Source organism: Pseudomonas fluorescens, from assembly GCF_000802965.1.
Lineage (GTDB): Bacteria > Pseudomonadota > Gammaproteobacteria > Pseudomonadales > Pseudomonadaceae > Aquipseudomonas > Aquipseudomonas fluorescens_A.
The window spans coordinates 1-21205 of record NZ_JSAK01000035.1 but is presented as its reverse complement, the minus strand read 5'-3'; the positions used below and the strand labels follow the sequence as shown (position 1 = coordinate 21205).

Annotated in this window: 24 protein-coding genes; 7 read left to right on the top strand and 17 right to left on the bottom strand. The window is 59.2% G+C overall.

The genetic code is table 11. From position 1 onward, the window contains the following. Positions 1 to 81: 81 nt before the first annotated feature. From NL64_RS26250 to NL64_RS26235, 4 genes are all read right to left on the bottom strand, one after another. Positions 82 to 1428 carry a glutamine synthetase family protein gene (locus tag NL64_RS26250; RefSeq protein WP_034150977.1) on the bottom strand — a complete coding sequence of 449 codons (1347 nt, stop codon included), beginning with the start codon at positions 1426 to 1428 and terminating at the stop codon, positions 82 to 84. Positions 1429 to 1450: 22 nt separating this feature from the next. Continuing rightward, positions 1451 to 2005 (bottom strand): helix-turn-helix domain-containing protein, encoded by a 555-nt coding sequence (locus NL64_RS26245; RefSeq protein ID WP_034150976.1) that lies wholly within the window; start codon positions 2003 to 2005, stop codon positions 1451 to 1453. A gap of 26 nt (positions 2006 to 2031) precedes the next feature. Next, positions 2032 to 3321, bottom strand: a complete 1290-nt coding sequence (locus NL64_RS26240) for an NAD(P)/FAD-dependent oxidoreductase (RefSeq protein ID WP_034150975.1) — start codon at positions 3319 to 3321, stop codon at positions 2032 to 2034. A gap of 273 nt (positions 3322 to 3594) precedes the next feature. Next, entirely contained in the window at positions 3595 to 4797 is a 1203-nt protein-coding gene (locus tag NL64_RS26235; protein ID WP_034150974.1) for an NAD(P)/FAD-dependent oxidoreductase, read from the bottom strand. Between the two features lie 277 nt (positions 4798 to 5074). Here NL64_RS26235 and NL64_RS26230 point away from each other — a divergent pair, with 277 nt between their 5' ends. Then, positions 5075 to 5644, top strand: a complete 570-nt coding sequence (locus tag NL64_RS26230) for an RrF2 family transcriptional regulator (RefSeq protein ID WP_034150973.1) — start codon at positions 5075 to 5077, stop codon at positions 5642 to 5644. A gap of 3 nt (positions 5645 to 5647) precedes the next feature. On the opposite strand, the gene NL64_RS26225 is transcribed toward NL64_RS26230, so the two are convergent. Together NL64_RS26225 and NL64_RS26220 are read right to left on the bottom strand one after the other, a co-directional pair. Next, complete coding sequence (locus tag NL64_RS26225; protein ID WP_034150972.1) at positions 5648 to 5992, bottom strand: hypothetical protein; 345 nt, start codon at positions 5990 to 5992, stop codon at positions 5648 to 5650. A gap of 65 nt (positions 5993 to 6057) precedes the next feature. Beyond that, positions 6058 to 6276: a hypothetical protein gene (locus tag NL64_RS26220; RefSeq protein ID WP_034150971.1), complete on the bottom strand. Its 219-nt coding sequence runs from the start codon at positions 6274 to 6276 to the stop codon at positions 6058 to 6060. 167 nt (positions 6277 to 6443) lie between these two features. Here NL64_RS26220 and NL64_RS26215 point away from each other — a divergent pair, with 167 nt between their 5' ends. Then, on the top strand, positions 6444 to 6683 hold the full coding sequence (locus tag NL64_RS26215; RefSeq protein WP_034150970.1) for a hypothetical protein: 240 nt from the start codon (positions 6444 to 6446) through the stop codon (positions 6681 to 6683). Positions 6684 to 6742: 59 nt separating this feature from the next. On the opposite strand, the gene NL64_RS30725 is transcribed toward NL64_RS26215, so the two are convergent. Next, positions 6743 to 6934, bottom strand: coding sequence for an SPOR domain-containing protein (locus NL64_RS30725; RefSeq protein WP_034150969.1), 192 nt, complete (start codon positions 6932 to 6934; stop codon positions 6743 to 6745). A gap of 218 nt (positions 6935 to 7152) precedes the next feature. On the opposite strand from NL64_RS30725, the gene NL64_RS26205 reads away from it, so the two are divergent. Beyond that, a complete protein-coding gene (locus tag NL64_RS26205; RefSeq protein WP_034150968.1) occupies positions 7153 to 7515 on the top strand; it encodes an NUDIX hydrolase in 363 nt (120 codons plus the stop codon). A gap of 11 nt (positions 7516 to 7526) precedes the next feature. Here the strand turns inward: NL64_RS26205 and NL64_RS26200 are convergent, their stop codons facing one another. The 8 genes from NL64_RS26200 to NL64_RS26165 form a co-directional block, all read right to left on the bottom strand. Further along, positions 7527 to 8300 carry a 1,6-dihydroxycyclohexa-2,4-diene-1-carboxylate dehydrogenase gene (locus tag NL64_RS26200; RefSeq protein ID WP_034150997.1) on the bottom strand — a complete coding sequence of 258 codons (774 nt, stop codon included), beginning with the start codon at positions 8298 to 8300 and terminating at the stop codon, positions 7527 to 7529. A 54-nt stretch (positions 8301 to 8354) separates the two neighbouring features. Next, the gene (gene benC / locus NL64_RS26195; protein ID WP_034150967.1) at positions 8355 to 9368 is read right to left on the bottom strand and encodes a benzoate 1,2-dioxygenase electron transfer component BenC; all 1014 of its coding nucleotides are present in this window, start codon (positions 9366 to 9368) and stop codon (positions 8355 to 8357) included. Between the two features lie 10 nt (positions 9369 to 9378). Then, the gene (benB, locus tag NL64_RS26190; protein WP_034150966.1) at positions 9379 to 9867 is read right to left on the bottom strand and encodes a benzoate 1,2-dioxygenase small subunit; all 489 of its coding nucleotides are present in this window, start codon (positions 9865 to 9867) and stop codon (positions 9379 to 9381) included. Beyond that, positions 9864 to 11228, bottom strand: coding sequence for a benzoate 1,2-dioxygenase large subunit (gene benA, locus NL64_RS26185; protein ID WP_034150965.1), 1365 nt, complete (start codon positions 11226 to 11228; stop codon positions 9864 to 9866). The genes benB and benA overlap by 4 nt, the downstream gene beginning before the upstream one ends. 216 nt (positions 11229 to 11444) lie before the next feature. After that, positions 11445 to 12404: an AraC family transcriptional regulator gene (locus NL64_RS26180; RefSeq protein WP_034150964.1), complete on the bottom strand. Its 960-nt coding sequence runs from the start codon at positions 12402 to 12404 to the stop codon at positions 11445 to 11447. A 207-nt stretch (positions 12405 to 12611) separates the two neighbouring features. Continuing rightward, on the bottom strand, positions 12612 to 13541 hold the full coding sequence (gene catA / locus NL64_RS26175; RefSeq protein WP_034150963.1) for a catechol 1,2-dioxygenase: 930 nt from the start codon (positions 13539 to 13541) through the stop codon (positions 12612 to 12614). A 55-nt stretch (positions 13542 to 13596) separates the two neighbouring features. Next, positions 13597 to 13887, bottom strand: a complete 291-nt coding sequence (gene catC / locus NL64_RS26170; RefSeq protein ID WP_034150962.1) for a muconolactone Delta-isomerase — start codon at positions 13885 to 13887, stop codon at positions 13597 to 13599. A 10-nt stretch (positions 13888 to 13897) separates the two neighbouring features. After that, on the bottom strand, positions 13898 to 15046 hold the full coding sequence (locus tag NL64_RS26165) for a muconate cycloisomerase family protein (RefSeq protein WP_034150961.1): 1149 nt from the start codon (positions 15044 to 15046) through the stop codon (positions 13898 to 13900). Between the two features lie 127 nt (positions 15047 to 15173). Between NL64_RS26165 and NL64_RS26160 the strand changes: the two genes are divergently transcribed. Beyond that, positions 15174 to 16058, top strand: coding sequence for a LysR family transcriptional regulator (locus NL64_RS26160; RefSeq protein ID WP_034150960.1), 885 nt, complete (start codon positions 15174 to 15176; stop codon positions 16056 to 16058). Between the two features lie 135 nt (positions 16059 to 16193). On the opposite strand, the gene NL64_RS26155 is transcribed toward NL64_RS26160, so the two are convergent. After that, positions 16194 to 17093: a polysaccharide deacetylase family protein gene (locus tag NL64_RS26155; protein WP_034150959.1), complete on the bottom strand. Its 900-nt coding sequence runs from the start codon at positions 17091 to 17093 to the stop codon at positions 16194 to 16196. Positions 17094 to 17243: 150 nt separating this feature from the next. Further along, positions 17244 to 18191: an ABC transporter substrate-binding protein gene (locus tag NL64_RS26150; RefSeq protein ID WP_034150958.1), complete on the bottom strand. Its 948-nt coding sequence runs from the start codon at positions 18189 to 18191 to the stop codon at positions 17244 to 17246. A gap of 298 nt (positions 18192 to 18489) precedes the next feature. Between NL64_RS26150 and NL64_RS26145 the strand changes: the two genes are divergently transcribed. The 3 genes from NL64_RS26145 (at position 18490) to NL64_RS26135 (ending at position 21153) form a co-directional block, all read left to right on the top strand. Next, complete coding sequence (locus NL64_RS26145) at positions 18490 to 19476, top strand: aliphatic sulfonate ABC transporter substrate-binding protein (protein WP_034150957.1); 987 nt, start codon at positions 18490 to 18492, stop codon at positions 19474 to 19476. 123 nt (positions 19477 to 19599) lie between these two features. Further along, positions 19600 to 20436, top strand: a complete 837-nt coding sequence (locus tag NL64_RS26140) for an ABC transporter permease (RefSeq protein WP_034150956.1) — start codon at positions 19600 to 19602, stop codon at positions 20434 to 20436. Positions 20437 to 20439: 3 nt separating this feature from the next. Then, a complete protein-coding gene (locus NL64_RS26135) occupies positions 20440 to 21153 on the top strand; it encodes an ABC transporter ATP-binding protein (protein WP_034150955.1) in 714 nt (237 codons plus the stop codon). The last annotated feature ends 52 nt before the right edge of the window (positions 21154 to 21205 follow it).

Here is a 21205-nt window from a genome sequence, read left to right as displayed (position 1 = left end):
TATTTAACCAGCCAGTTACTAAAGCTTCTAAGCCATTAAATATCCAGATATTTTTTAGGGTTAACCTCGAATCTTCTTTAACTACAGGAACCAGCGATACTCCCGTGCACTGATGTCGTGCATGAATGCCAAGTGGTCCTGACGCTTGTTTTCGCAATACACGTCGACAAACTCAGCGCCCAAACCTTCACGCAATTGCGCCTTGCCTTGCATGGTTTGCACCGCCTCCAGCATCTCCAGCGGGAAATCGATACCGCTGCTGCGGTCTTCATTAAGCGGCGCAATCGGCTCGCGACGGCTTTCCAGTCCGTGCTCCAACCCCACCAGAATCGCCGCCAATACCAGATACGGGTTGGCATCGGCACCGGCCAGGCGATGTTCGATCCGCAGGTTTTTTGCGTCCGACTCCGGCACTCGCAAACACGCATCGCGATCCTCAAAGCCCCAACTGGCGCGCGACGCGACGTTCACTGTGGCGCTCAATCGCCGAAGTGCGTTGTGATTCGGGGCAAAAATCGGCATGCAGTGCGGCAACACGTCCAGGCATCCGGCAACGGCATGGCGTAGCGCTCGTTGTCCGTTCGCGGCCAGCAGGTTGTTGCCCGCCTCGTCATACAGACTTACGTGCACATGCATGCCGCTGCCGGGATGCTGCAAATACGGCTTGGACATGAAACTGGCGCGATAACCGTGCTTGAGCGCCACGCCGCGAGTGCTACGGCAAAACAGCGCCGCCCAGTCGGCCGCGCGCAAGCCGTCATCGAGATGACCGAAATTGATTTCGAACTGGCCCGGGCCCAGCTCGGCGGTAATCACCGTGGCGTCGATGCCTTGTGCTCGCGCGGTCTCGACCATGTCATCGAGTACCGGAGCAAATCGCGACAGTCGTTCAATGTGCATGTTCGGCTGATCATCGGCATCGTCGGTCAATGGATCGCGGGCGAACTGCGGCAAGCCATCGCGCAATTGACGATCGAACAGATAGAACTCCAGCTCGAACGCCACCACCGGGGAAATGCCTTTGCGTTTGAGTCGCTCCAGTACCTGCGCCAACACTTCGCGAGGTTCGAAAACGATCGGTTTTTCCGTGCCGTCGGAGGTGATCAGCATCTGCCCCAGCGGTTGATTTTCCCAGCTGACCAACTTCAGTGTGCCGGGCACCAGGCGCCGTTGCGCATCCGGGTCGCCGTCGTTGAAGCAGTAGTCGCCGATCTTGAACAGTCCGCCCTGAGTGCCGAGCAATACGCAGTTTTGCGGCAGTTTGAGCACGCTGCCGGCGGCCACTTTTTCGAGCATCTCGACCGGGTAGCGCTTGCCGTAGAAATGCCCCGGGATGTCCAGGGAAATCAGGTCGACGTAACGCACATCAGGGTGGCGGTGACGAAACGTACGCACTTCAGCCAGCAGATCAGAGCACACAGCATCCATCATTTTGTTCCTTGTTGTTTTATCAGGTGTAAACCCAAAGGACCCGGGTGAGTCGGTCCGAGAGATTGCCGTAGCGGCAATGGGCGTGACTGGCCAACTGAAAACTGTCGCCGGCGTGTAACGTCACTGGCTCGTCGTTATCCAGCCACAGCGTCAATTCCCCTTCCAGGACGTAGCCGCCCTGCTCCGAGCTGTCTTTCATGTGGCGGTCGCCGCTGCTGGCACCGGGTTCGAGTTGGCTTTCCAGCATCGAGAAGGACGCGCGCATTTTTGGCGAGACCAGGATGTCGGTGATGCCGTCGGCGTAATACAACGTGCGACGCTCGTCCGGCCGGGTCACCCAGGGCAAGGCCATCGGTTTGGGCAGGCTGTAGAAATAGGTGGTCGGCACGCCCAGGGTTTCACTGATGGCGGTCAAGTCCGCCACCGTCGGCCGGGACAAGCCGCGCTCGACCTGGGACAGAAAACCCACGGAACGACCGATTTTGTCCGCCAGATCCTTGAGGGTGTATTTTTTGTGTTTGCGCAGGTCCTGGATCAGGATCGCCAGCGCCGAAATCTCTTCTTGCATGTCCATCGAAAGGCTTCCAGAAATTACCGCTTTCAAATGCTATCGCGCAGTCGGTACCAGGCCTTGCCGATCGCTTCCAGCGGCGCTGCCATGTACTTGCCGCCGGGAAAACTGCCGTTGTTCAAACCCTGGTACAACGCCAACTCATCCGGCCGGCCCATTATCGCATCGGAAACCGCCCGCGCCCCGGCCAGTGTCGGCAGTACGCCGTGTCCGGAATAGCCCTGCAGCCAGTACAAGTCGCCGCGCCGACCGATGTCCGGCGTACGCTTGAGGGTCAGGTCGATATGACCACCCCAGGCGAACTCCAGCTCGATCCCTTTGAGTTGCGGGAACACTCGCTCCAGGCATGGCCGGGTGGCGCCCGCGATATCTTTCGGCATGCCGCCCAGGTAAGTGCAGCCACCGCCAAACAGCAACCGGTTGTCGGGGGTGCGGCGGAAATAATCGAGCACAAACTGGTTGTCGGTGACGCACGCGTTGCTCGGCAGCAGCGCTTTCGCCTGCGCTGCCGAAAGTGGCGCGGTGGCCACTTGATAGGTGCCGACGGGCAACACGCAGCTCGATAATTGAGGGTCGAGACGATCCAGATAAGCGTTGCACGCCAGCACCAACACGTCCGCGCGAATGCGACCGTGTTCAGTGGTTACCACATACCCGTCACCGTCCTCGCGATAATCCAGCGCTTTGCTTTGTTCGTGAATCACCCCGCCGGCCCGCTCAATCGCGGCGGCCAGGCCCAACGCCAGTTTCAGCGGGTTCAAGTGCCCGCCTTCAGGATCGAACAACCCGGCCTGATAGCGATCGCTGGCGACCCAATCCGGCAGTTGCTCGCGCTCGATGAATTGCAATCCATCGTGCCCCCATTTGTGGCTGGCCTCGTGTTGCCATTCCGTCAACAGGCTGACCCGACGCGGCATCACCGACGTCCAGAGGTGGCCGGCCCGGTAGTCGCAATCGAAACCATGGCGTGCCGGCAATTCTCGCAGCTCCCGCGCTGCCCAGCGCATGCCGTCCCACAGACGCCGCGCGCGCTCATAACCCAGCGCCGCCTCCAACGGCGGCATATCGCAAGACCAGCCAAGAATCGCTTGACCGCCATTGCGCCCGGAAGCGGCCCAGGCCACCCGACTGGCTTCCAGCAACGTCACGCGTTTGCCGGCGAGCGCCAGGCGCAATGCCGTGTGCAAACCGCTGAAACCGGCACCGATGATCAGTATTTCGGTGTCCTGCTCCCCATGCAATGCCGCTCGATTGACGAGGCGATCGGCACAGGTGTGGGCGTAATAGCTGGCGACATGCTGAGTGGATTGCTGAAACATTGAGGACTCGTGAAATTTTATAGTTTTAATTTCATGAAAAATTACACGATTAATTTCATACAGGCAATGTTTTGATGCGTTCTTGGGATTGGGAGTTATCACCTGTAGGAGCCGGCTTGCTGGCGATGACGGTAGTTCGGTCAACATCGCAGCGCCTGACCCACCGCCATCGCCAGCAAGCCGGCTCCTACAGGGACTGGGTACAAGCCAAAAAAAATCCCACCCAGGAAACCCCGGGTGGGACTCAATCAATCAGACAGCGCGATCAACCACTCAAGCAACCGGAATCATCGGGTCCGCTGCAGCCAATGCAACTGCACGATCCGCCGCTGGCGGGTAAATCCAGACGGTATTGATTTGGGTCTTGAGCGACTTGCCTTCCTGTCCAATCAGTTTGACCTGGCGATCCCACCCTTCGGTGTAAACCGCACCCCAGGCACCAAGGTCCAGACAAGTCACGTATTTGGGCTGGCTGTACGGCGTCGGTTCCACTCCCAGAATCTGCGCGGCCACGTTGTTGCCGGCATGACGGCCCAACGAGATGGCGTGCTGGCAGGTCATCAGCGCGTGGTTACCGATGTCATCGCAAGCGGCGTAGGCAACGTCGCCAGTGGCGAAGATGTCTTCCTGGCCAATCACTTTCAGATGAGCGTCGACGTGCAGGCGGCCAAGGTGATCGCGTTCTGCGGGGATCTGCTCGGTCAGCGAGCTGGCGCGCACGCCGGTGGTCCAGACCACGGTTTTTGCATCGATGCGCTGGCCGTCGGACAGGGTCACACCGTTTTCATCAACACCGACAACCGATGCCTTCAGGTGCCATTTCACGCCGGTTTCGATACTGGCTTCAACAATCTTCTCAGCGATCTGAGGGCCCATTGACCCGCCGATTTTGTCGCCGCGATCAACGATGATCACATTGATGTCCGCACGATCACCCAGGATGGCGCGCAGACGGGTTGGCATTTCAGTCGCGGTTTCGATACCGGTGAAACCGCCGCCGGCGACCACCACGGTGTTGCGGGCTGCGCTTTCTGGCTGGTTGACCAGGTTCTTCAGGTGGTTTTCCAGGCGCACGGCTTGTTCGATCTGGTCGACGTCAAAGGCATGCTCAGCCACACCGGGAGTGGCAGGGAGTGCGACGCGGCTGCCGGTAGCCAGAACGAGTTTGTCGTAGCTGCATACTTGTTTGGCACCCGAAGCATCGATGTAACCGACGGTCTTGCGCTCAACGTCGATGGTCTCGGCAGCGCCCTTGATGAACTTCACGCCCACTGCATCGAACAGATCCCCAAGCGGCGCGGCCAGTTGGTGGGCGTTCGGCTCGTAGAAACGCGGACGGACACGCAGTTCCGCCTGAGGCGCCAGAACAGTCACTTCAACGCCGTTGTGATCGTGAATGTCGAACAGGCGCGTCGCACTCAACGCTGTCCACATGCCACCGAAACCTGCGCCGATAACCAGAATGTGCTGTTTCATTTTTATCTCCGGGGATAACCAGTGGTGAATTTTGTTATGGGTCAACGCTGATGAAGAATTCTGCTGCCGACCTGACAACGGCGACTCTATTGATCCGAGTTAAAACCCGCAACCTGTATTTTGCGATGGTTGCCATCGATGGTTTTGATAGTCTCCATTAACCCGCTGATTAGCGCATTTCGACTGGATGTAAACCGGTATGAACGGGACAGCCACATGCGTTGCCTAACTCACAGTCAGCTGATAACATTTGCGACAATATTAGTCGGAGATAGAAATGGCACTTTACAGCGCAGGCGTCGAGTACGGCCTCCACTGCCTGATTTACCTGGTGGGCAATTGCGGCGATTCGCGTGAAGCGAGCGTGCGTGACCTGGCTGAGCTGCAAGGCGTGCCGCTGGACTATCTGGCGAAAATCTTCACCAAACTGGCCAAGGCCAAACTGGTGGTCGCCACTGAGGGCGTGCGCGGAGGGTTCAAGCTGGCCCGACCGGCTGACGAAGTCACGCTGCTGGATGTCGTCAACGCAATCGACGGGCGCAAGTCCATTTTCGAATGCCGGGACATTCGTGGGCGTTGCGCGTTGTTTGAAGGTGAGGCGCCTGCTTGGGCGCTGGAGGGACACTGCTCGATCCATGCGGCCATGCTGACTGCGCAGAAACGCATGGAAGAGGCCCTCGCCCAGCAGACTATTCTGGACATCGCCCGCAAGGTCGGACGCAAAGCACCGGCGCAATTCAATGCTCAGGTCGACAACTGGTTAAATGATCGCAGGGAAAAGAAAGGCACCGCGAGCGCGCAATCAAGCGATGATCAACTCATCCCGTTGAGCGAGATTTCCGACTGAAACCTACAGGCAGTCTCGCACCGACTTGCGCAATGCTGCGGATTTCGCCCAGGGCGGCCCTTGATACAGCGATACCCGGCTGCCGTCCTTCGACTTCACGATATCCAGAATCTCGTCAGAGGTAATGATGCTCGGAGCGGTGATTCTGTAGCCGTTGGAAATCGACGTTTGAGTCGTGTTGGAAATCTCGTTTTTCCATGCAGGAAACACGCACTCAGCCAATTCCTTGGGTGGCTTTTCGCTGTACTTGTTGACATTCGGCTCGCCTGGCACCACTGACGCGGGCAATGAACAACCCGCCAGCAACGCCAAAAACCCTATTCCGCCCAACAACATCCGACTCTGCATGAAGCGCCCTTAATCCTGAAAACGTGAAATGTAGCTGGCTGCCGCTCTGACTTCCAATGGATGCATCAGCGGTGAGTGTTGTTATCGCCCGGGCCGGGATAGGACCGCGTATTCAGATACGCCGTCCATCGCTCATAAGCCTCATGCTGCCATTGCATGACCCGATCCCAATCCGGACCGCTGAGCTGATGCGCGCAGATCAGTTTCATCATTTCACTGGTAGCCGCATCCAGATCAGCGTTCAAGTCATGAGCCTGCGCCCTGAAGTCATCGGTAGCCGTCATTTGAAATATCCCGCCCTGGCGAAAAATCGATTCCTCAGTACGACAGCGGATTTGGTCGATTGACGAAACTTCCCGACCAAAGGACGCAGTGCACGATCAGACGAACTCAACGCCCCGCCGCAGAAACGGGTCTAAAATTGATTAGCGCAGACTTTCAGGAGGTCGTTATGTGGCTTAACGAATCGGAACAAGAACTTCGCCGGGATCTGCAAGTACTTGCATCAGACCTGCGGTGGTCGGCGGTGGAACTGTTGCGCGTAGCAGAGCAGTTACGCCTGGCCGGGAACGATATCGATGCTCAAGCCGTCCAGAAACTGTGCGATTTATTCCAGGGCGATGAACAGCGACTGTCTGGCTACGCTGACGAAGTGAAAGCAAAGATCATCAGCCGCGACAAAGCTCACTAGCCCGCCAGACACAATAAAAAGCCCCGGCATGCCGGGGCTTTGACATTACGCAAGTTTGCTTACTGGCTGCGTGTTTGCCCGCTCGAGCGCGATTTGTAGCCGGGAAGAGACGCTGCAAAAGCCAGTGCTTCTTCTCGACTGCCAAATGACCCGAGTCGGTCACCTTTGGTGCAGACACGCCATGGGCCGTTGTTCACGCTGAGTACGTCGTAACCATTCATGTGCATCCTGTTCAACATCGGAACGCTCATAGTCACCCTCCATTTAGGCAGTGATATCCAGAGTCAACGCGCCTACCTTACACCCACCTGCCAGCAAGTTGCCGACCAGACGTCGTCTCGTGATTTCGCCACTTAAATGCACTTTTACACTCTTCCAGCCCTCCAACTTCCGAAGACTGGCAAAATGAGTGCGGCGCAAATATTGCATTTTTATGACTGTTTAATGACAACCGGTAATCAAGTCACCGATGAAAGTACGCGCAACCGTTATTTGCGAACAAGACCGCCATATTCTCCTGGTGCGTAAGCCAAGGTGCCGCTGGGCATTGCCCGGCGGAAAGATCGAGCTCGGTGAAACGGCGGCGGAGGCTGCCATCCGCGAGCTCCAGGAAGAAACCGGACTCATTGCCGACGACATGCTCTACCTGATGGAACTGGAAACGGGCGGGACTCGCCATCACGCCTACGAGGCGTCAGTCGTGAATCTGGATGCAGTCCGACCACAAAATGAAATCTTCGACTGCATCTGGTTTCCACTCGATGCCGTGCAAAACCTGAGTACCAGCGACGCCACGCTCAGGATCGCCAGAGCGTTTCAGCGTCGCTTGTAATTCATCGCTCTTCAGCCCAGATCGCCACCGCCCACCGGCATGACCATCCCGGTGATGTACGAAGCTTCGTCGCTGGCCAGAAACAGAATCGCGCCGGCCTGCTCATCCAGCGTGCCGTAGCGTTTCATCAAGCTGCTGTCGAGGGTCTGGTCGACGATCTGCTGATACCAGATCTTCTCCTGCGCGCTCTGTTCGGTGCTGTTGCGTGGAATCACCCGCGGCGGCGCTTCGGTGCCACCGGGCGCTGTGGCATTGACTCGCACTCCGCGTCCGGCAGTTTCAAACGCCAGGCACGCCGTCAACGCGTTGACCCCGCCCTTCGCCGCGCCATACGGCACACGGTTGATGCTGCGGGTAGCGATGGACGATACGTTGACAATCGCACCACTGCCCTGCTCCAGCATGAACGGCAACGCGGCATGGCAACACCACAACGTCGGGAACAGCGAACGACGGACTTCCGATTCGATCTGCGACGCTTCGTAATGCTCAAACGGTTTGGTCCAGATCGTGCCGCCGACGTTGTTGATCAGCACATCAAGACGACCAAAGCGCTCGACCGCGGTTTGCATCACCCGGCTGCATTCTTCGTATTGCTCAAGGTCGGCGGTCAGCGCCAGGACCTGACTGCCCTGCCCCAATTGCTGCTGGACCTCGAATACCAGTTCGGAGCGATCAACCAGGATCAGCTTCGCCCCTTCCGCCGCCATGCGCTCGGCAACGCGCCGCCCGATGCCTTGGGCGGCTCCGGTAATCAGCGCGACTTTTTCGTGAAATCTGTTCATGGTCATCCTCGTACTCACACCGCGGCAGCTCCTACAGGGGACCGCGAATAAGGGTCAGGCCGCGCTGGCGGCAAATTTTTCGTAGTAGAAATTCGCCGGGGCAATGCCTTGCTCGCGGATGAACTGGCTGACCGCCTCGACCATTGGCGGCGGGCCGCACAGGTAGACGTCGACGTCGCCATCGTTCAAATGCTTCGGCTCGATGTGCTGGGTCACGTAGCCCTTGAGTGGGTGCTGACTGTCAGGACTGGCCACGCAAGCGCTGTAGCTGAAGTTCGGAATGCGCGCGGCCAAGGCCTCCAGACGATCGAGTTCAACCAGATCGAAATCGTGGGTCACGCCGTAGATCAAATGCAGCGGATGTTCGCTGCCCTGCTCGGCGATTTTCTCCAGCATCGCCGTGAATGGCGCCAGTCCCGTGCCACCGGCCAGCAGCAACAACGGTCTACGGATATCACGCAAGTAGAAACTGCCCAACGGCCCGGCCAGGCTCATGCGGTCGCCGGCCTTGGCCATGCCGGTGAGGAAGCTGCTCATCAAGCCGCCGGGCACGTTGCGAATCAGAAAACTGACTTCGCCGTCACGCTGTAAAGAGCTGAACGAATAGGCGCGGGTCTGCTCGCTGCCGGGAATCCCCAGGTTCACGTACTGCCCCGGCAAGAATGCCAGTTTGCTCAACGCCTCACCCTTGATCGATAGCGCGATGGTGCTGTCGGACAACTGGCGCACGGCGCTGATGGTCGCGTCGTAGCTGGCCTGACGGGTGCGGCAGACCTCGGAGGACGTCGGCACCCGCACCACGCAATCGCTCTGGGCGCGCATCTGGCAGGTCAGGACAAACCCTTGTTCGGCCTCTTCAGGGCTGAGGGCGTCTTCAATGTATTCCTCGCCCAAATCGTATTGCCCGGCTTCGGCAAAGCACTTACAGGTGCCGCAGGCGCCGTCGCGGCAGTCCAGCGGAATGTTGATGCCTTGGCGGTACGCGGCATCGGCCACGGTTTCGCCGACGTTGGCGTCGATGAATCGAGTGACGCCGTCTTCAAAATTGAACGCGATGGAATGGGTCATGACGGCAGTCTCACAAATGGTAAACATCGATGACCTGGCGAACGTAATCGTTCTTCAGGATCACTTTCTTGGCCTTGATCAGCGGGTTTTCACCGCGCACGTCGAGGGTGTAGAAACTGCTGCCGAAATAGCTGTCGACGGTTTTGTAGCGAAAGCTCAGGGTGTGCCAGTTGAAGCGCACCTTGCACAGTCCGTCTGCTTGTTCCAGTAGCTCGATGTTGCTGATGTTGTGGGACGTGCGGGTGTCCGGCACGCTGGCGCTGGAGCGCTCGGTCTTGATGCGGAAGACGCGGTCCTCAAGCCCGGTGCGGTTGCCGTACCAGATCAACGAGATTTCCCGCTGCGGGTCTTCGGTCAGTTCATCGTTGTCGTCCCAGGACGGCATCCAGTACGTCGCGTCGGCGGCATACATTTCCAGCCAGTCGTCCCACTGGCGGTCGTCGAGGTAGCGTGCTTCGCGATAGAGGAAATCGCGCACCGCTTCATAGGAAATGGTCATTGCACGTCCTCCACGGCGATCAGTTTCGACTGCTCGGCCGCCAGGGCTTTGAGCATGGTCTGCTGCCAATACTTGTGTTGCAGCACGAACAAACCTTCATCTTCGGTACGCACGCCGCTGAGCAGCGGATGCAGATCGATTTCCTTCGCCGCGTCATCGGCGCCTTCGATCCAGTGCTCGGCGCCACGGGACATGTCGTTCCAGGTGGTGACACTGCCCTGGTAGCTGGTCTGGCACGAGCGGAATTCTTCCAGATCGTCCGGCGTGGCCATGCCGCTGACGTTGAAGAAGTCTTCGTACTGACGAATCCGGCTCGACCGGGCGTGGTCGCTCTCGCCCTTCGGCGCGATGCAGTAAATGGTGATTTCCGTACGGTTGACCGAGATCGGCCGGGCGATACGAATCTGCGAGCTGAACTGGTCCATCAGGTACACGTTCGGGTACAGGCACAGGTTGCGCGAATTCTCGATCATCCAGTCAGCGCGGGCCTTGCCGAAGTCTTGCGCCAGCTCGTCGCGACGTTCGTACAGCGGACGATCCTCGGGATTGGCCCAACGGGTCCAGAGCAGCATGTGGCCCTTGTCGAAGGAATAGAAACCACCGCCCTGCTTGGCCCAACTGCCGGCGCTCATGGTCGGGTTTTCTTCACCGGCTTCGCGCTGTTTGCGCTGATTCTGGGTGGCCGCGTAGTTCCAGTGCACCGAGCTGACGTGATAGCCGTCCGCGCCGTTTTCGGCGGTGAGTTTCCAGTTGCCTTCGTAGATGTAACTCGAAGAACCGCGCAGTACTTCCAGACCATCAGCCGATTGATCGACGATCATGTCGATGATCTTCGCCGACTCGCCCAGATGCTCCACCAACGGCACCACGTCAGCCTTGAGACTGCCAAACAGGAAACCGCGATAAGACTCGAAACGCGCCACCTTGGTCAGGTCGTGGGAGCCTTCGCAATTGAAGCTCGCCGGGTAGCCGGCATTGGCCGGGTCTTTGACTTTGAGCAGCTTGCCGGAGTTGTTGAAGGTCCAGCCGTGGAACGGGCAGGTGTAGGAGCTCTTGTTGCCGGACTTGTGTCGGCACAGGGTCGCGCCGCGATGACTGCAGGCGTTGATGAAGGCGTTGAGCACACCGTCCTTGTTGCGCGCGATGAAGATCGACTGGCGCCCCATGGTCGTGGTGTAGAAATCGTTGATGTTGGGGATCTGGCTTTCGTGCGCCAGGTACAACCAGTTGCCTTCGAAGATGTGTTCCATCTCCAGATCGAACAACCGGGGGTCGGTGAACATCTCGCGCTTGCAGCGATAGACGCCTTGTTCGGGATCGTCTTCAAGCAGGGAATGCAAATATTCGGGTCGCAGGGTCATGGCCGCCGCCTCCATTGTTATTGTTCAGGCAGGGTCATGCTAGGACGGGGCAATGGGGTGGACTATCCGCGGGGTGCAGACCTGTATCCGTTTTGTGCAAGTGAACGTTGCGACACCGCTAACGGCAGGAGCCGGCTTGCTGGCGATTCAGGCGATGCGATGTGTCTGGGCTGACGCCTTCGCCAGCAAGCCGGCTCCTACAGGGGTTGTGGTGATTCAGTGCCGGCGCTTGAGGGTATCGGACGGCAACTCACCGAACTGCTTGCGATAGCTGTCGGAGAACCGCCCCAGGTGCAGGAAGCCGTAATCCATCGCCACTTCCGTGACGTTGCGCACGTTGCAGGTCGGGTCGCTGAGGCAGGCGTTGATGCGTTCCAGGCGTTTCTGGCGCAGGTAGTTTTTTGGCGTGAGTCCGGCATTGCGCTCGAACAGGCCATACAGCGAACGCAAGCTCATGTGCGCCTGGCGCGCGAGTTCTTCGCTGTCGATGTCCTGCTTGAGGTTATTGGCGATGTAATCGGCAATCGCCTCGAAGGTGGCCGTCTGCGAGCTCAGTTCGAGGCGGCAGACGTTGGTCTTCATCAGGCTGAGCATCTTGCTGACGATGATCTGCGTGTAATGCTCCTGCACCCTGGGGATCTGTTCGGTGGACTCGGCCTCCTGGCAGATCATCGCCAGCAGGTTGACGAAACCTTCCAGCTCATCGAGTTGATAACGGTTTTCCAGAAACCGCACGCCCTGCCCCGGATAATGCCAGCGTTGTTCGTCGCAAACGGATTGGAGCAAATGGGTGGGCACTTTCAAGATGAATTTTTCGCAATCGGCGGAGTACGTCAGGTCCACCGGATCGTCGGGATTGATCAGAAGGAGTTCGCCGGGGGCGAAGTAGTGTTCCTGGCCATGCCCGCGCCACAGGCAGTTGCCGCGCAGCAGCACTTGCAGGTGGTAGATGTTCTCCAACGCGCCGGAGGTCACCCGCACACTGGCGCCGTAGCTGATACGACACAGGTCGAGGCTGGCGAATTTTCGATGATCGAGGCTGGCCAGCGGTCGGCCGGCCCGGGGCATCAGGATGCAATGGTTGCCGACGTGCTGATTGACGTAGCCAGACACCGCGTAGGGGTCGGCATGGTCGAATACTCTGCTGCGCTGACTCAACAGTTGCGCTTGCATCATCGGGTCACTCTCATTGTTGTTATAAGTTGCGTCGGGACATTCTAGGGCAGTCCTTGCAGCGGTGTATCAATGCACTGACCTGTGGGCGCTTCAGCGAACAACACAAATCCCCTGTAGGAGCTGCCGAAGGCTGCGATCTTTTGATCTTGCTTCAAAAAACAAGATCAAAAGATCGCAGCCTTCGGCAGCTCCTACAGGGTTTTGCGATCAGTCCTCGAGGGCGCGCACACGCTCGTGACGCTGCTGCTCTTCAGGCTGGGCAGACGATTGCAGGGTGAAATCGAACTCGATTTCGGCAAAACGACCGCTCACACCATGGGCAGCGGCGCGCTGCTGATCGTCGCTGAAGGTGATCTTGGCGATCAGTTCGTCACGGGTGGCGTAGGCGAAGTCGTCATGCAGGTACTTTTCGCCATCGAGGTTGATCTGCGTCGTCAGGTGGCGATGATCCTGTGCGGAAATGAAGAAGTGCACGTGCGCCGGACGCTGGCCATGACGGCCCAGTTGATCGAGCAGTTGCTGGGTCGGACCGTCCGGCGGGCAGCCGTAGCCCGACGGCACGATGCTGCGGAAACGGTAGCGGCCATCGGCGTCGGTGACGATGCGGCGACGCAGGTTGAATTCCGATTGGGTCGGGTCGAAGTACGAGTAAGTACCGCCGGTATTGGCGTGCCAGACATCCACCACGGCACCGGCCAGAGGTTCGCCTGCGGTGTTGAACACACGACCTTGCATGAACAGGGTCACACCCGGATCGACGCCGTCATCCAGACGCGCTTCGCCTTGCGACAGCGGCGCACCGGCGACGTACAGCGGGCCTTCGATGGTGCGCGGCGTGCCGCCGGATTTGCCGGCCTGTTCGTCTTCGGCATCCATCAGCAAGTCAAGGTAATGCTCCAGACCGAGCCCGGCCACCACCAGCCCGGCCTCTTGGCGCGCGCCCAGCACGTTCAAGTAGTTGACCGCTTTCCAGAACTCTTCCGGGGTCACGGCGAGGTCTTCGATGATGTTCACCGAGTCACGCAGGATGCGGTAGATCAGGGCCTTGGTCCGCGCATCGCCAGCATCGTTGTGCAGGCCGCTGGCTTCTTCGAGAAACTTCTGGACTTCGGCAGTGTGGGAAATCTTGACGTTCATTTTGTTGGGTTCCTCATCTTGTAATTATTAGCGTAGCGATCTGAGCAGGCTGGGCTCAGCGGTCATCGTCACGAATCGAAGAAGGATGCCGGCACATCGCATCGATCTCGATGGCCATGTACGGAAACAGCGGCAATTGCATCAGCAGGTCGTGCAGTTCCTGAACGCTGTCGACGTCGAACACGCTGTAGTTGGCGTAGTGCCCGGCGATGCGCCACAGGTGACGCCACTTGCCTTGATCTTGCAGGCGCAAAGCCAGGGCTTTCTCGTCAGCCTTGAGCTTTGCGGCCGCTTCAGGATTCATATCGACCGGCAAATTCACGGTCATCTTTACGTGGAACAGCATAATGCTCTCCTCAGGCTTGATGAATGGCAGTGGATGTTTTGTCGCGGCGGAAAAACGCCAGGCGTTCTTCATCCAGGCTCAGGCCAAGACCCGGGGTCTTCGGCACGTGCAGTTCGAAATCGCGATACACCAGCGGTTCGCTGAGAATGTCTTCGGTCAACAGCAGCGGGCCGAACAGCTCAGTGTCCCACGCCAGTTTGTTCAGGGTAACGAAGGCATGCGCCGAGGCCATGGTGCCCAGGCCACCTTCGAGCATGGTGCCGCCGTACAGGGCGATGCCGGCCGCTTCGGCGATCGAGGCGGTGCGCAACACGGCGCGTGGGCCGCCGTTCTTGGCGATCTTCAGGGCGAACACCGAAGCCGCGCCTTCGCGAGCCAGGTTGAACGCGTCTTCCACACATTCGATGGATTCGTCGGCCATGATCGGCGCCGGGCTCATCGCGTTCAGACGAGCCATGCCAGCGCGGTTGTTGCGCGAGATTGGCTGCTCGATCAGGTCGATGCCGTTGGTCCCGAGAATCCGGCAGGCACGCAGCGCGACTGCTTCGTCCCAGGCCTGATTGACGTCGACCCGCACACTGGCGCGGTCACCCAGGGCTTTCTTGATCGCAATCACGTGGGCCAGGTCACGGTTCACTTCGCCGGCACCGATTTTCAACTTGAAGATGCGATGGCGGCGCAGGTCGAGCATTTTTTCTGCTTCGGCGATGTCTTTCTCGGTATCGCCGCTGGCCAGGGTCCAGGCTACTGGCAGCGCATCGCGAACGCGACCGCCGAGCAATTCACTGACCGGCAGGCCGAGGCGTTTGCCCTGGGCGTCGAGCAACGCGGTTTCGATGCCGGACTTGGCGAAAGTGTTACCGCGAATGCTGCGCTCCAGGCGCAGCATGGCGGCATTGACGTTGCCGCCGTCCTGGCCGATCAACAGTGGCGCGAAGTGCGTGTCGATGTTGGTCTTGATGCTGTCAGGGCTTTCGTTGCCGTAAGCCAGGCCACCGATGGTGGTGGACTCACCGATGCCCTCAATGCCATCGGCGCAACGCACGCGAATGATCACCAGGGTCTGGTTCTGCATGGTGTGCATGGCCAGTTTATGCGGGCGGATGGTCGGCAGATCGACAATGATCGTCTCGATCGACTCAATGGCTGTTGCAAGCATTTCGATACCCGTCAGGTTCTTGAAGTTCTGGAATCGATTCTCGTACGGCTTTTTTCTGGATGCCAATATAGAATTGGTCTAACTTGATACCTTAAAGGTATGCAACTGATCGGCGACTGGAGGCCTCATGGAACTACGTCACCTGCGTTATTTTCAGGTTTTGGCTCAAACCCTCAACTTCACCCGTGCCGCCGAATTGCTGCACATCGCCCAACCGCCCCTGAGCCGGCAGATCCAGCAACTGGAAGACGAATTGGGCGTGATGCTGCTGGAGCGCGGGCGACCGCTGAAGCTGACCGACGCCGGGCGGTTTTTCCATGAACACTCCACCGCCCTGCTCGAACAACTGAACAAGGTCTGCGACAACACCCGACGCATTGGATTAGGCGAAAAGACCTGGCTGGGCATCGGTTTTGCGCCGTCGACTTTATATGGCGTGCTACCGGAACTGATTCGGCGCTTGCGCAGCGGCGAGCCTTTGGAGCTGGAGTTGGGGCTTTCGGAAATGACCACGCTGCAACAGGTGCAAGCGTTGAAGGCGGGACGCATCGACATCGGCTTCGGCCGTATCCGCATCGATGACCCGGCCATCGTCCAGACCGTGTTGACCGAAGATCGCCTGGTCGCCGCCCTGCCCGCCGGTCACCCGTTGCTCGCCGGTCCCATCAGCCTGCGTGACCTGGCGAAAGAACCCTTTGTGCTGTACCCCGGCAACCCGCGCCCGAGCTACGCCGACCATGTGATCGCGCTGTTCGAATCCTATGGCGTGAGCATCCATGTGGCGCAATGGACCAACGAATTGCAAACGGCGATCGGTCTGGTGGGTGCCGGTATCGGGGTCACGTTGGTGCCGGCCTCGGTGCAATTGCTGCACCGCGACGACATCGGCTTCACCCCGTTGCTGGAAGACAACGCGACCTCGCCGATCATCCTCAGCCGACGGGTGGGCGATGTGTCACCGGGGTTGAATCATTGCTTGCGGATGATTGATGAGCTGTTGCCAAGAAGTTAAGTAAAACCCTGTGGCGAGTGAGCTTGCTCCGGCTGGGCTGCGAAGCGGCCCCATCATCTGCCACCGCGATCATTCAGGAATACCGTATTGCGACTGCTGCGCAGCCGAGCGGGAGCAAGCTCCCTCGCCACGGGGTCAGTGTGAGTCGCTGTTCCATATCCAGTTCCAGAACCCCGGCAATTTCACCGGTTGCGAACTGTCGCGCACGGTACGCGCCATCGCCGCACGTTGCAGGGCGTCGGTGTCGATGTAAAACGCTTGCTCTGCGACCTTCACCCCCGTCTCGCGAGCGCTGTCGAGAAGGATTTGCAGGTACTCACGGGTATGCCGGGCGGTGTAGCGATTGAGGTCGTGGAAGGTCACCACCACCGGAATCACCCCGTCCACCACCGGCAACTCGCCCAACGCAATGCGCTCGCGCACTTCAGACATTGAACGCAGGAAATGCGCCCGTCGCCGGGGGCTGGCGTTGAAGCCCCAGATCTTGCCGTCATTGGCACTCAGGTCAGTCAGCAGCACGTGCAGGCCATGCTGTTGATAGGCAGCGAAGGTGCGTTTGTCGTAGTTCCAGAATGGCGGACGCAGCAGCGTCGGTGCCGCACCGGTGATCGCGGCGATGTCAGCGCTGCCATCGGTGAGGGCTTGTTCGAGCGCTTGCGGGTCGAGGGAACGATGGTTGGTGTGCGAAGGCGTGGCGGTATGGAAACCCAGGATGTGTCCGGCATCCCGTTCGCGGTACATGATCCGCCGCCCTATCTCGCTGCCCCCGGCCCGTGAGGCCCGGGTCTGCACGAAGAACACGGCTTTGATGTCGGGTTGCAGTGGATTGCGTGCCAGGCTGTCGAGCACGGTTTCGGTGGGGTTCCAGAAGCTCGATGCGCTGGGGCCATCGTCATAAGTCAGTAAAAAACGGATAGGGGGTTGCTCGCGCAGACGCTGTTCGGTCTGCGTCGTCATTTCGATGGGCGCAGCGATGCAGCCCAGCAGACTGGCTGCCATGGCAAACGCCGTTAGAACCTTGACCCACTGTTTCATGTTTTTGCCTTGAGTCAGACCGATTCGGTCAACACGTCGAATGGCAAAAATCCTTTGCCCGTAAATCCATCGTCGGCCCGCAGATGGCTGCGGGCCGAGGTTGGATCAGGGTAGACAGTGTTTGGTTCCGGTGCCGCCCAGCGCTATGGATTACTGGGTAAAAGACTGCTGAAAGGAGTTGTCGATGATCGGTGCCGTGGCCAGTTCGGCCGGCAGCGCCTTGACCTTGAACAGGAAGTCCGCGGTGCTTTGCAAATCCTTGGCGGCCTGCGCATCCACCGGGCCGACGGACATGTGGGCCTGGCGCAACCAGTGGCGGGAAACGTTCTGATCGAGGTTGGCCTTCTTCGCCCAGAGGTCGGCGTATTCGTCGGTGTGGTTATCCACCCAGGCCCGAGCCTTTTTCAGGCGCCCCAGAAAGTCGGCGATGGCCTCGCGCTTGCTGTCGATCGAAGGAGTCGACGCGGCAATCGCGCTCAGGCCGGGCATCAGGTTTTTCGCGGTAAGAATCGGCCGCGCGCCGGAGAACAGGATCTGTTGGGAAATGTACGGTTCCCAGACCGGGAACGCGTCAATGCTGCCTTGAGGCAACGCGGCAGCGGCATCTATCGGCATCAACTTGATGAAGTCGACGTAGTCTTCCGGCAGGTCGGCTTTCTCCAGGGCACGCAAGGTCAGTTGCTGACTCCAGGCGCCGGGCCAATACGCGACTTTCTTGCCTTTGAGATCAGCGATGGTTTTCACCGGCGAATCCTTGGGCACCAGCAGGGCGATGGTGTCCGGGTTCTGCCGTGAGACACCGATCAGTTTGACCGGCGCCTGCTTGGCGGCGAGGAACAGAAAACCCGAATCGCCGAGAAAGCCGAGGTCCAGCGCACCGGTGTTCAAGGCTTCGGCCAGCGGCGCGGCGGCCTGGAAGTGCTTCCAGTCGACGGTGTACGGCGCCCCTTCCAGCACGCCCGACGCCTCCACCGAAGCACGCACGTTGTAGTAATTCTGGTCGCCGACGTGCAGGACGACGGGCTCGGCGGCGTTAGCCAATGGCGCGGCAAACAGGGCGCTGGTCAACAGACCGCGTACGAATCGGGACAGGTTCATCGGGGGGCTCCTTGAAGGCGAGTGCGATAGACCATAACGCTCTTACAAGAAGCTTTTTAAATTCGATTTCTGCATAAGCTAATGTCCCGTGACGCGCAGTGTTGGCCCAGCAACAGCCATTCAACAGAGTGCGTCATGCGGTACATCCCACGGTGCGTTCATGAGCCTGAAAGCCCCGATACAGCGCGATTTCGAGAACATGGCACAGAGCCTGCAATATTCCTTTTATGCAGGAAGCATCCGAACAAAATAATTTTTTGGACATAAGAATCTCGCCGCCTTGCCCGGAGCCCGTTCCATGAAACCCACCTTCCGTTTTGCGAATTTCAGGTACCTGCTCAGCGCCTGCGCCCTGGCCCTGAGCCTGCAGCCCTTGGCCCAGGCTGCGGAAGCGCCTCCGGCCGAATTGCATCTGGATTACGCCTATTACTCGCCCGTCAGCCTGGTGCTCAAGCACTCCGGCTTCCTGGAAAAGGCCTTGCCACAAACCAAGGTCAGCTGGGTGCTGAGCCAGGGCAGCAACCGCTCGCTGGAATACCTCAATAGCGGTGGCGTCGACTTCGCCTCCTCCGCCAGCCTCGCCGCCGTGCTAAGTCGCGCCAACGGCAGCCCGATCAAATCGGTTTACGTATATAGCCGCGCCGAATGGACCGCGCTGGTGGTGCGCAAGGATTCACCGATCAAAACCGTCGCCGACCTCAAGGGCAAGAAAATCGCCGCCACCAAAGGCACCGACCCGTACTTGTTCACCTTGCGCAGCCTGCAACAGGCCGGCCTGAGCAAAGACGATGTTGAACTGGTGCACTTGCAACATCCGGACGGCCGCACCGCGCTGGAGAAAGGAGATGTCGACGCCTGGGCCGGACTCGATCCGCACATGGCCGCCAGCCAGGTCCAGGCCGGTTCGCGCCTGTTGTATCGCAACACCAACTTCAACAGTTATGGCGTGGTCAGCGTCACCGACACCTATGCCAAAGAACATCCACAGACCATCGACACCGTTCTCAAAGCCTACGAGCAGGCCCGGGAATGGTCGGTAAAAAATCCTGAAGAACTGGCGAAACTGCTCGCCACGGAATCCGGCCTGCCACTGGAAGTGGCCAAGCTGCAACTGTCGCGCACCGACCTGAGCAGTCCGCAATTGACCGCCAAGGATGTCATCGCATCCAAGGCCGCCGCGCCGATTCTGGTTTCTGAAGAACTGGTACGGCGTGGGGTGAATGTCGATCAGGTGATCGATCAATTGATCGACACAGGCTTCAAGGAAACCGTCGCTCGTCAGTAAAAGCAAAAGATCGTCCGAACGCGGCCCGAGCCTGCGGCAGCTCCTACAGGGAAATGCATATCCCAATGTCGGAGCTGCCGCAGGCTGCGATCTTTTGTTCTTGTCATGTCTGGAGAAAACCCCATGACCAGCAAAAGCAAAACCCTCCCCGCCCTCGTGGCATTACCTGCACCGCAACGCCTGAACAACGCCTGGCGCCTGCGCCTCAAGGGCTTGGCGCTACCACTGCTGATCATCCTCGTATTGGAATTCGTCGTACGCATCGGCTGGCTGCCCTCCTACCAAATGCCCGCCCCCAGCGAAATCGCCCTGACCCTGCGTGACCTTGCCGAAGGTGCGTTGTGGAAGCACATCGGCGTCAGCCTGTTGCGCGTACTCTTGGGCTTCGCCATCGGCGCCAGTCTGGCCTTGGTGTTCGCCGCGTGGGTCGGTTTGAGCCGCGAGGCCGAAGCCTGGCTGGAGCCGACATTCGCCGGCCTGCGCTCGATTCCGAGCCTGGCCTGGGTACCGTTGTTGATGCTGTGGCTGGGCATCGACGAGACTTCGAAAATCGTCCTGATCGCCATCGGCGCGTTCTTCCCGATGTACCTGAACGGCGTCGCCGCAATCCGCAACATCGACCGCAAACTGATAGAAGTCGGGCAGATATACGGTTTCAGTCGCCGTCGCCTGGTGCGACGGATCCTGTTGCCCGCCGCCCTGCCCGGCCTGTTCACCGGATTACGCAGCGGCATGAGCCTGGCATGGATGTTTCTGGTGGCCGCCGAACTGATCGCTGCCACCAAAGGACTGGGTTATCTGCTCAGTGACGGTCGCGAAACCTCGCGCCCGGACATCGTGCTGGCGGCAATCATCGTGCTGGCGCTGCTGGGCAAACTCAGCGACGGCATTCTCGCCAGCCTGGAGAAACGCTTCCTGGCCTGGCGCGACACCTTCAACGGCCAAAGCGCGGGAGATTGAGCCATGACCGAACACCTGCTGGACATCCACGTCGAGCGCAAAACCTTTGCCGCGACAACGGTCCTCCACAACGTCCACTTGCAGTTGCAGCCTCAGGAAACCGTCAGCCTGCTCGGCCCCAGCGGCTGCGGCAAAAGTACCTTGCTGCGGATCGTCGCCGGGCTGGAAAAAGATTTTCAGGGTGAACTACGCAGCAACGCCGGTGAAGTTGATTTCGTGTTCCAGGAACCGCGCCTGATGCCGTGGCTGACGGTCGAGCAAAACATCGGTTTCAGTGCCGACAACCACTACGACAAGGCCTGGGTCGCGCAGTTGATCGAGGAAGTCGGCCTCGGCGGTTTCGCCCAGGCGTTGCCCAAGGCGCTATCCGGCGGCATGGCGCAACGGGTGGCCATCGCCCGCGGCCTCTACTCCCGACCGCAAGTGTTGCTGCTCGACGAACCGTTCAGTGCGGTAGACGCGTTCACCCGCATGAAACTGCAAGACCTGCTGCTGCAACTGGCCGAACGTCACGCCATTGCCCTGCTATTGGTGACTCACGATGTCGACGAAGCGCTGTACCTCAGCGATCGCGTGCTTGTGATGGACAATCGCCCGAGCAGCATTCGTCAGGAACTGGCAGTGCAGCTGGCACACCCGCGTGATAGACGCGACCCGTTGCTGGCGCAGCTCAAGGCGTTGTCGTTGACCGAATTGCAGCGGGCGCATGTGATGTGAGCTGACAGGCTCAAGGTCATCCTCTAATTCCGAACACCACTACAATCCGTAG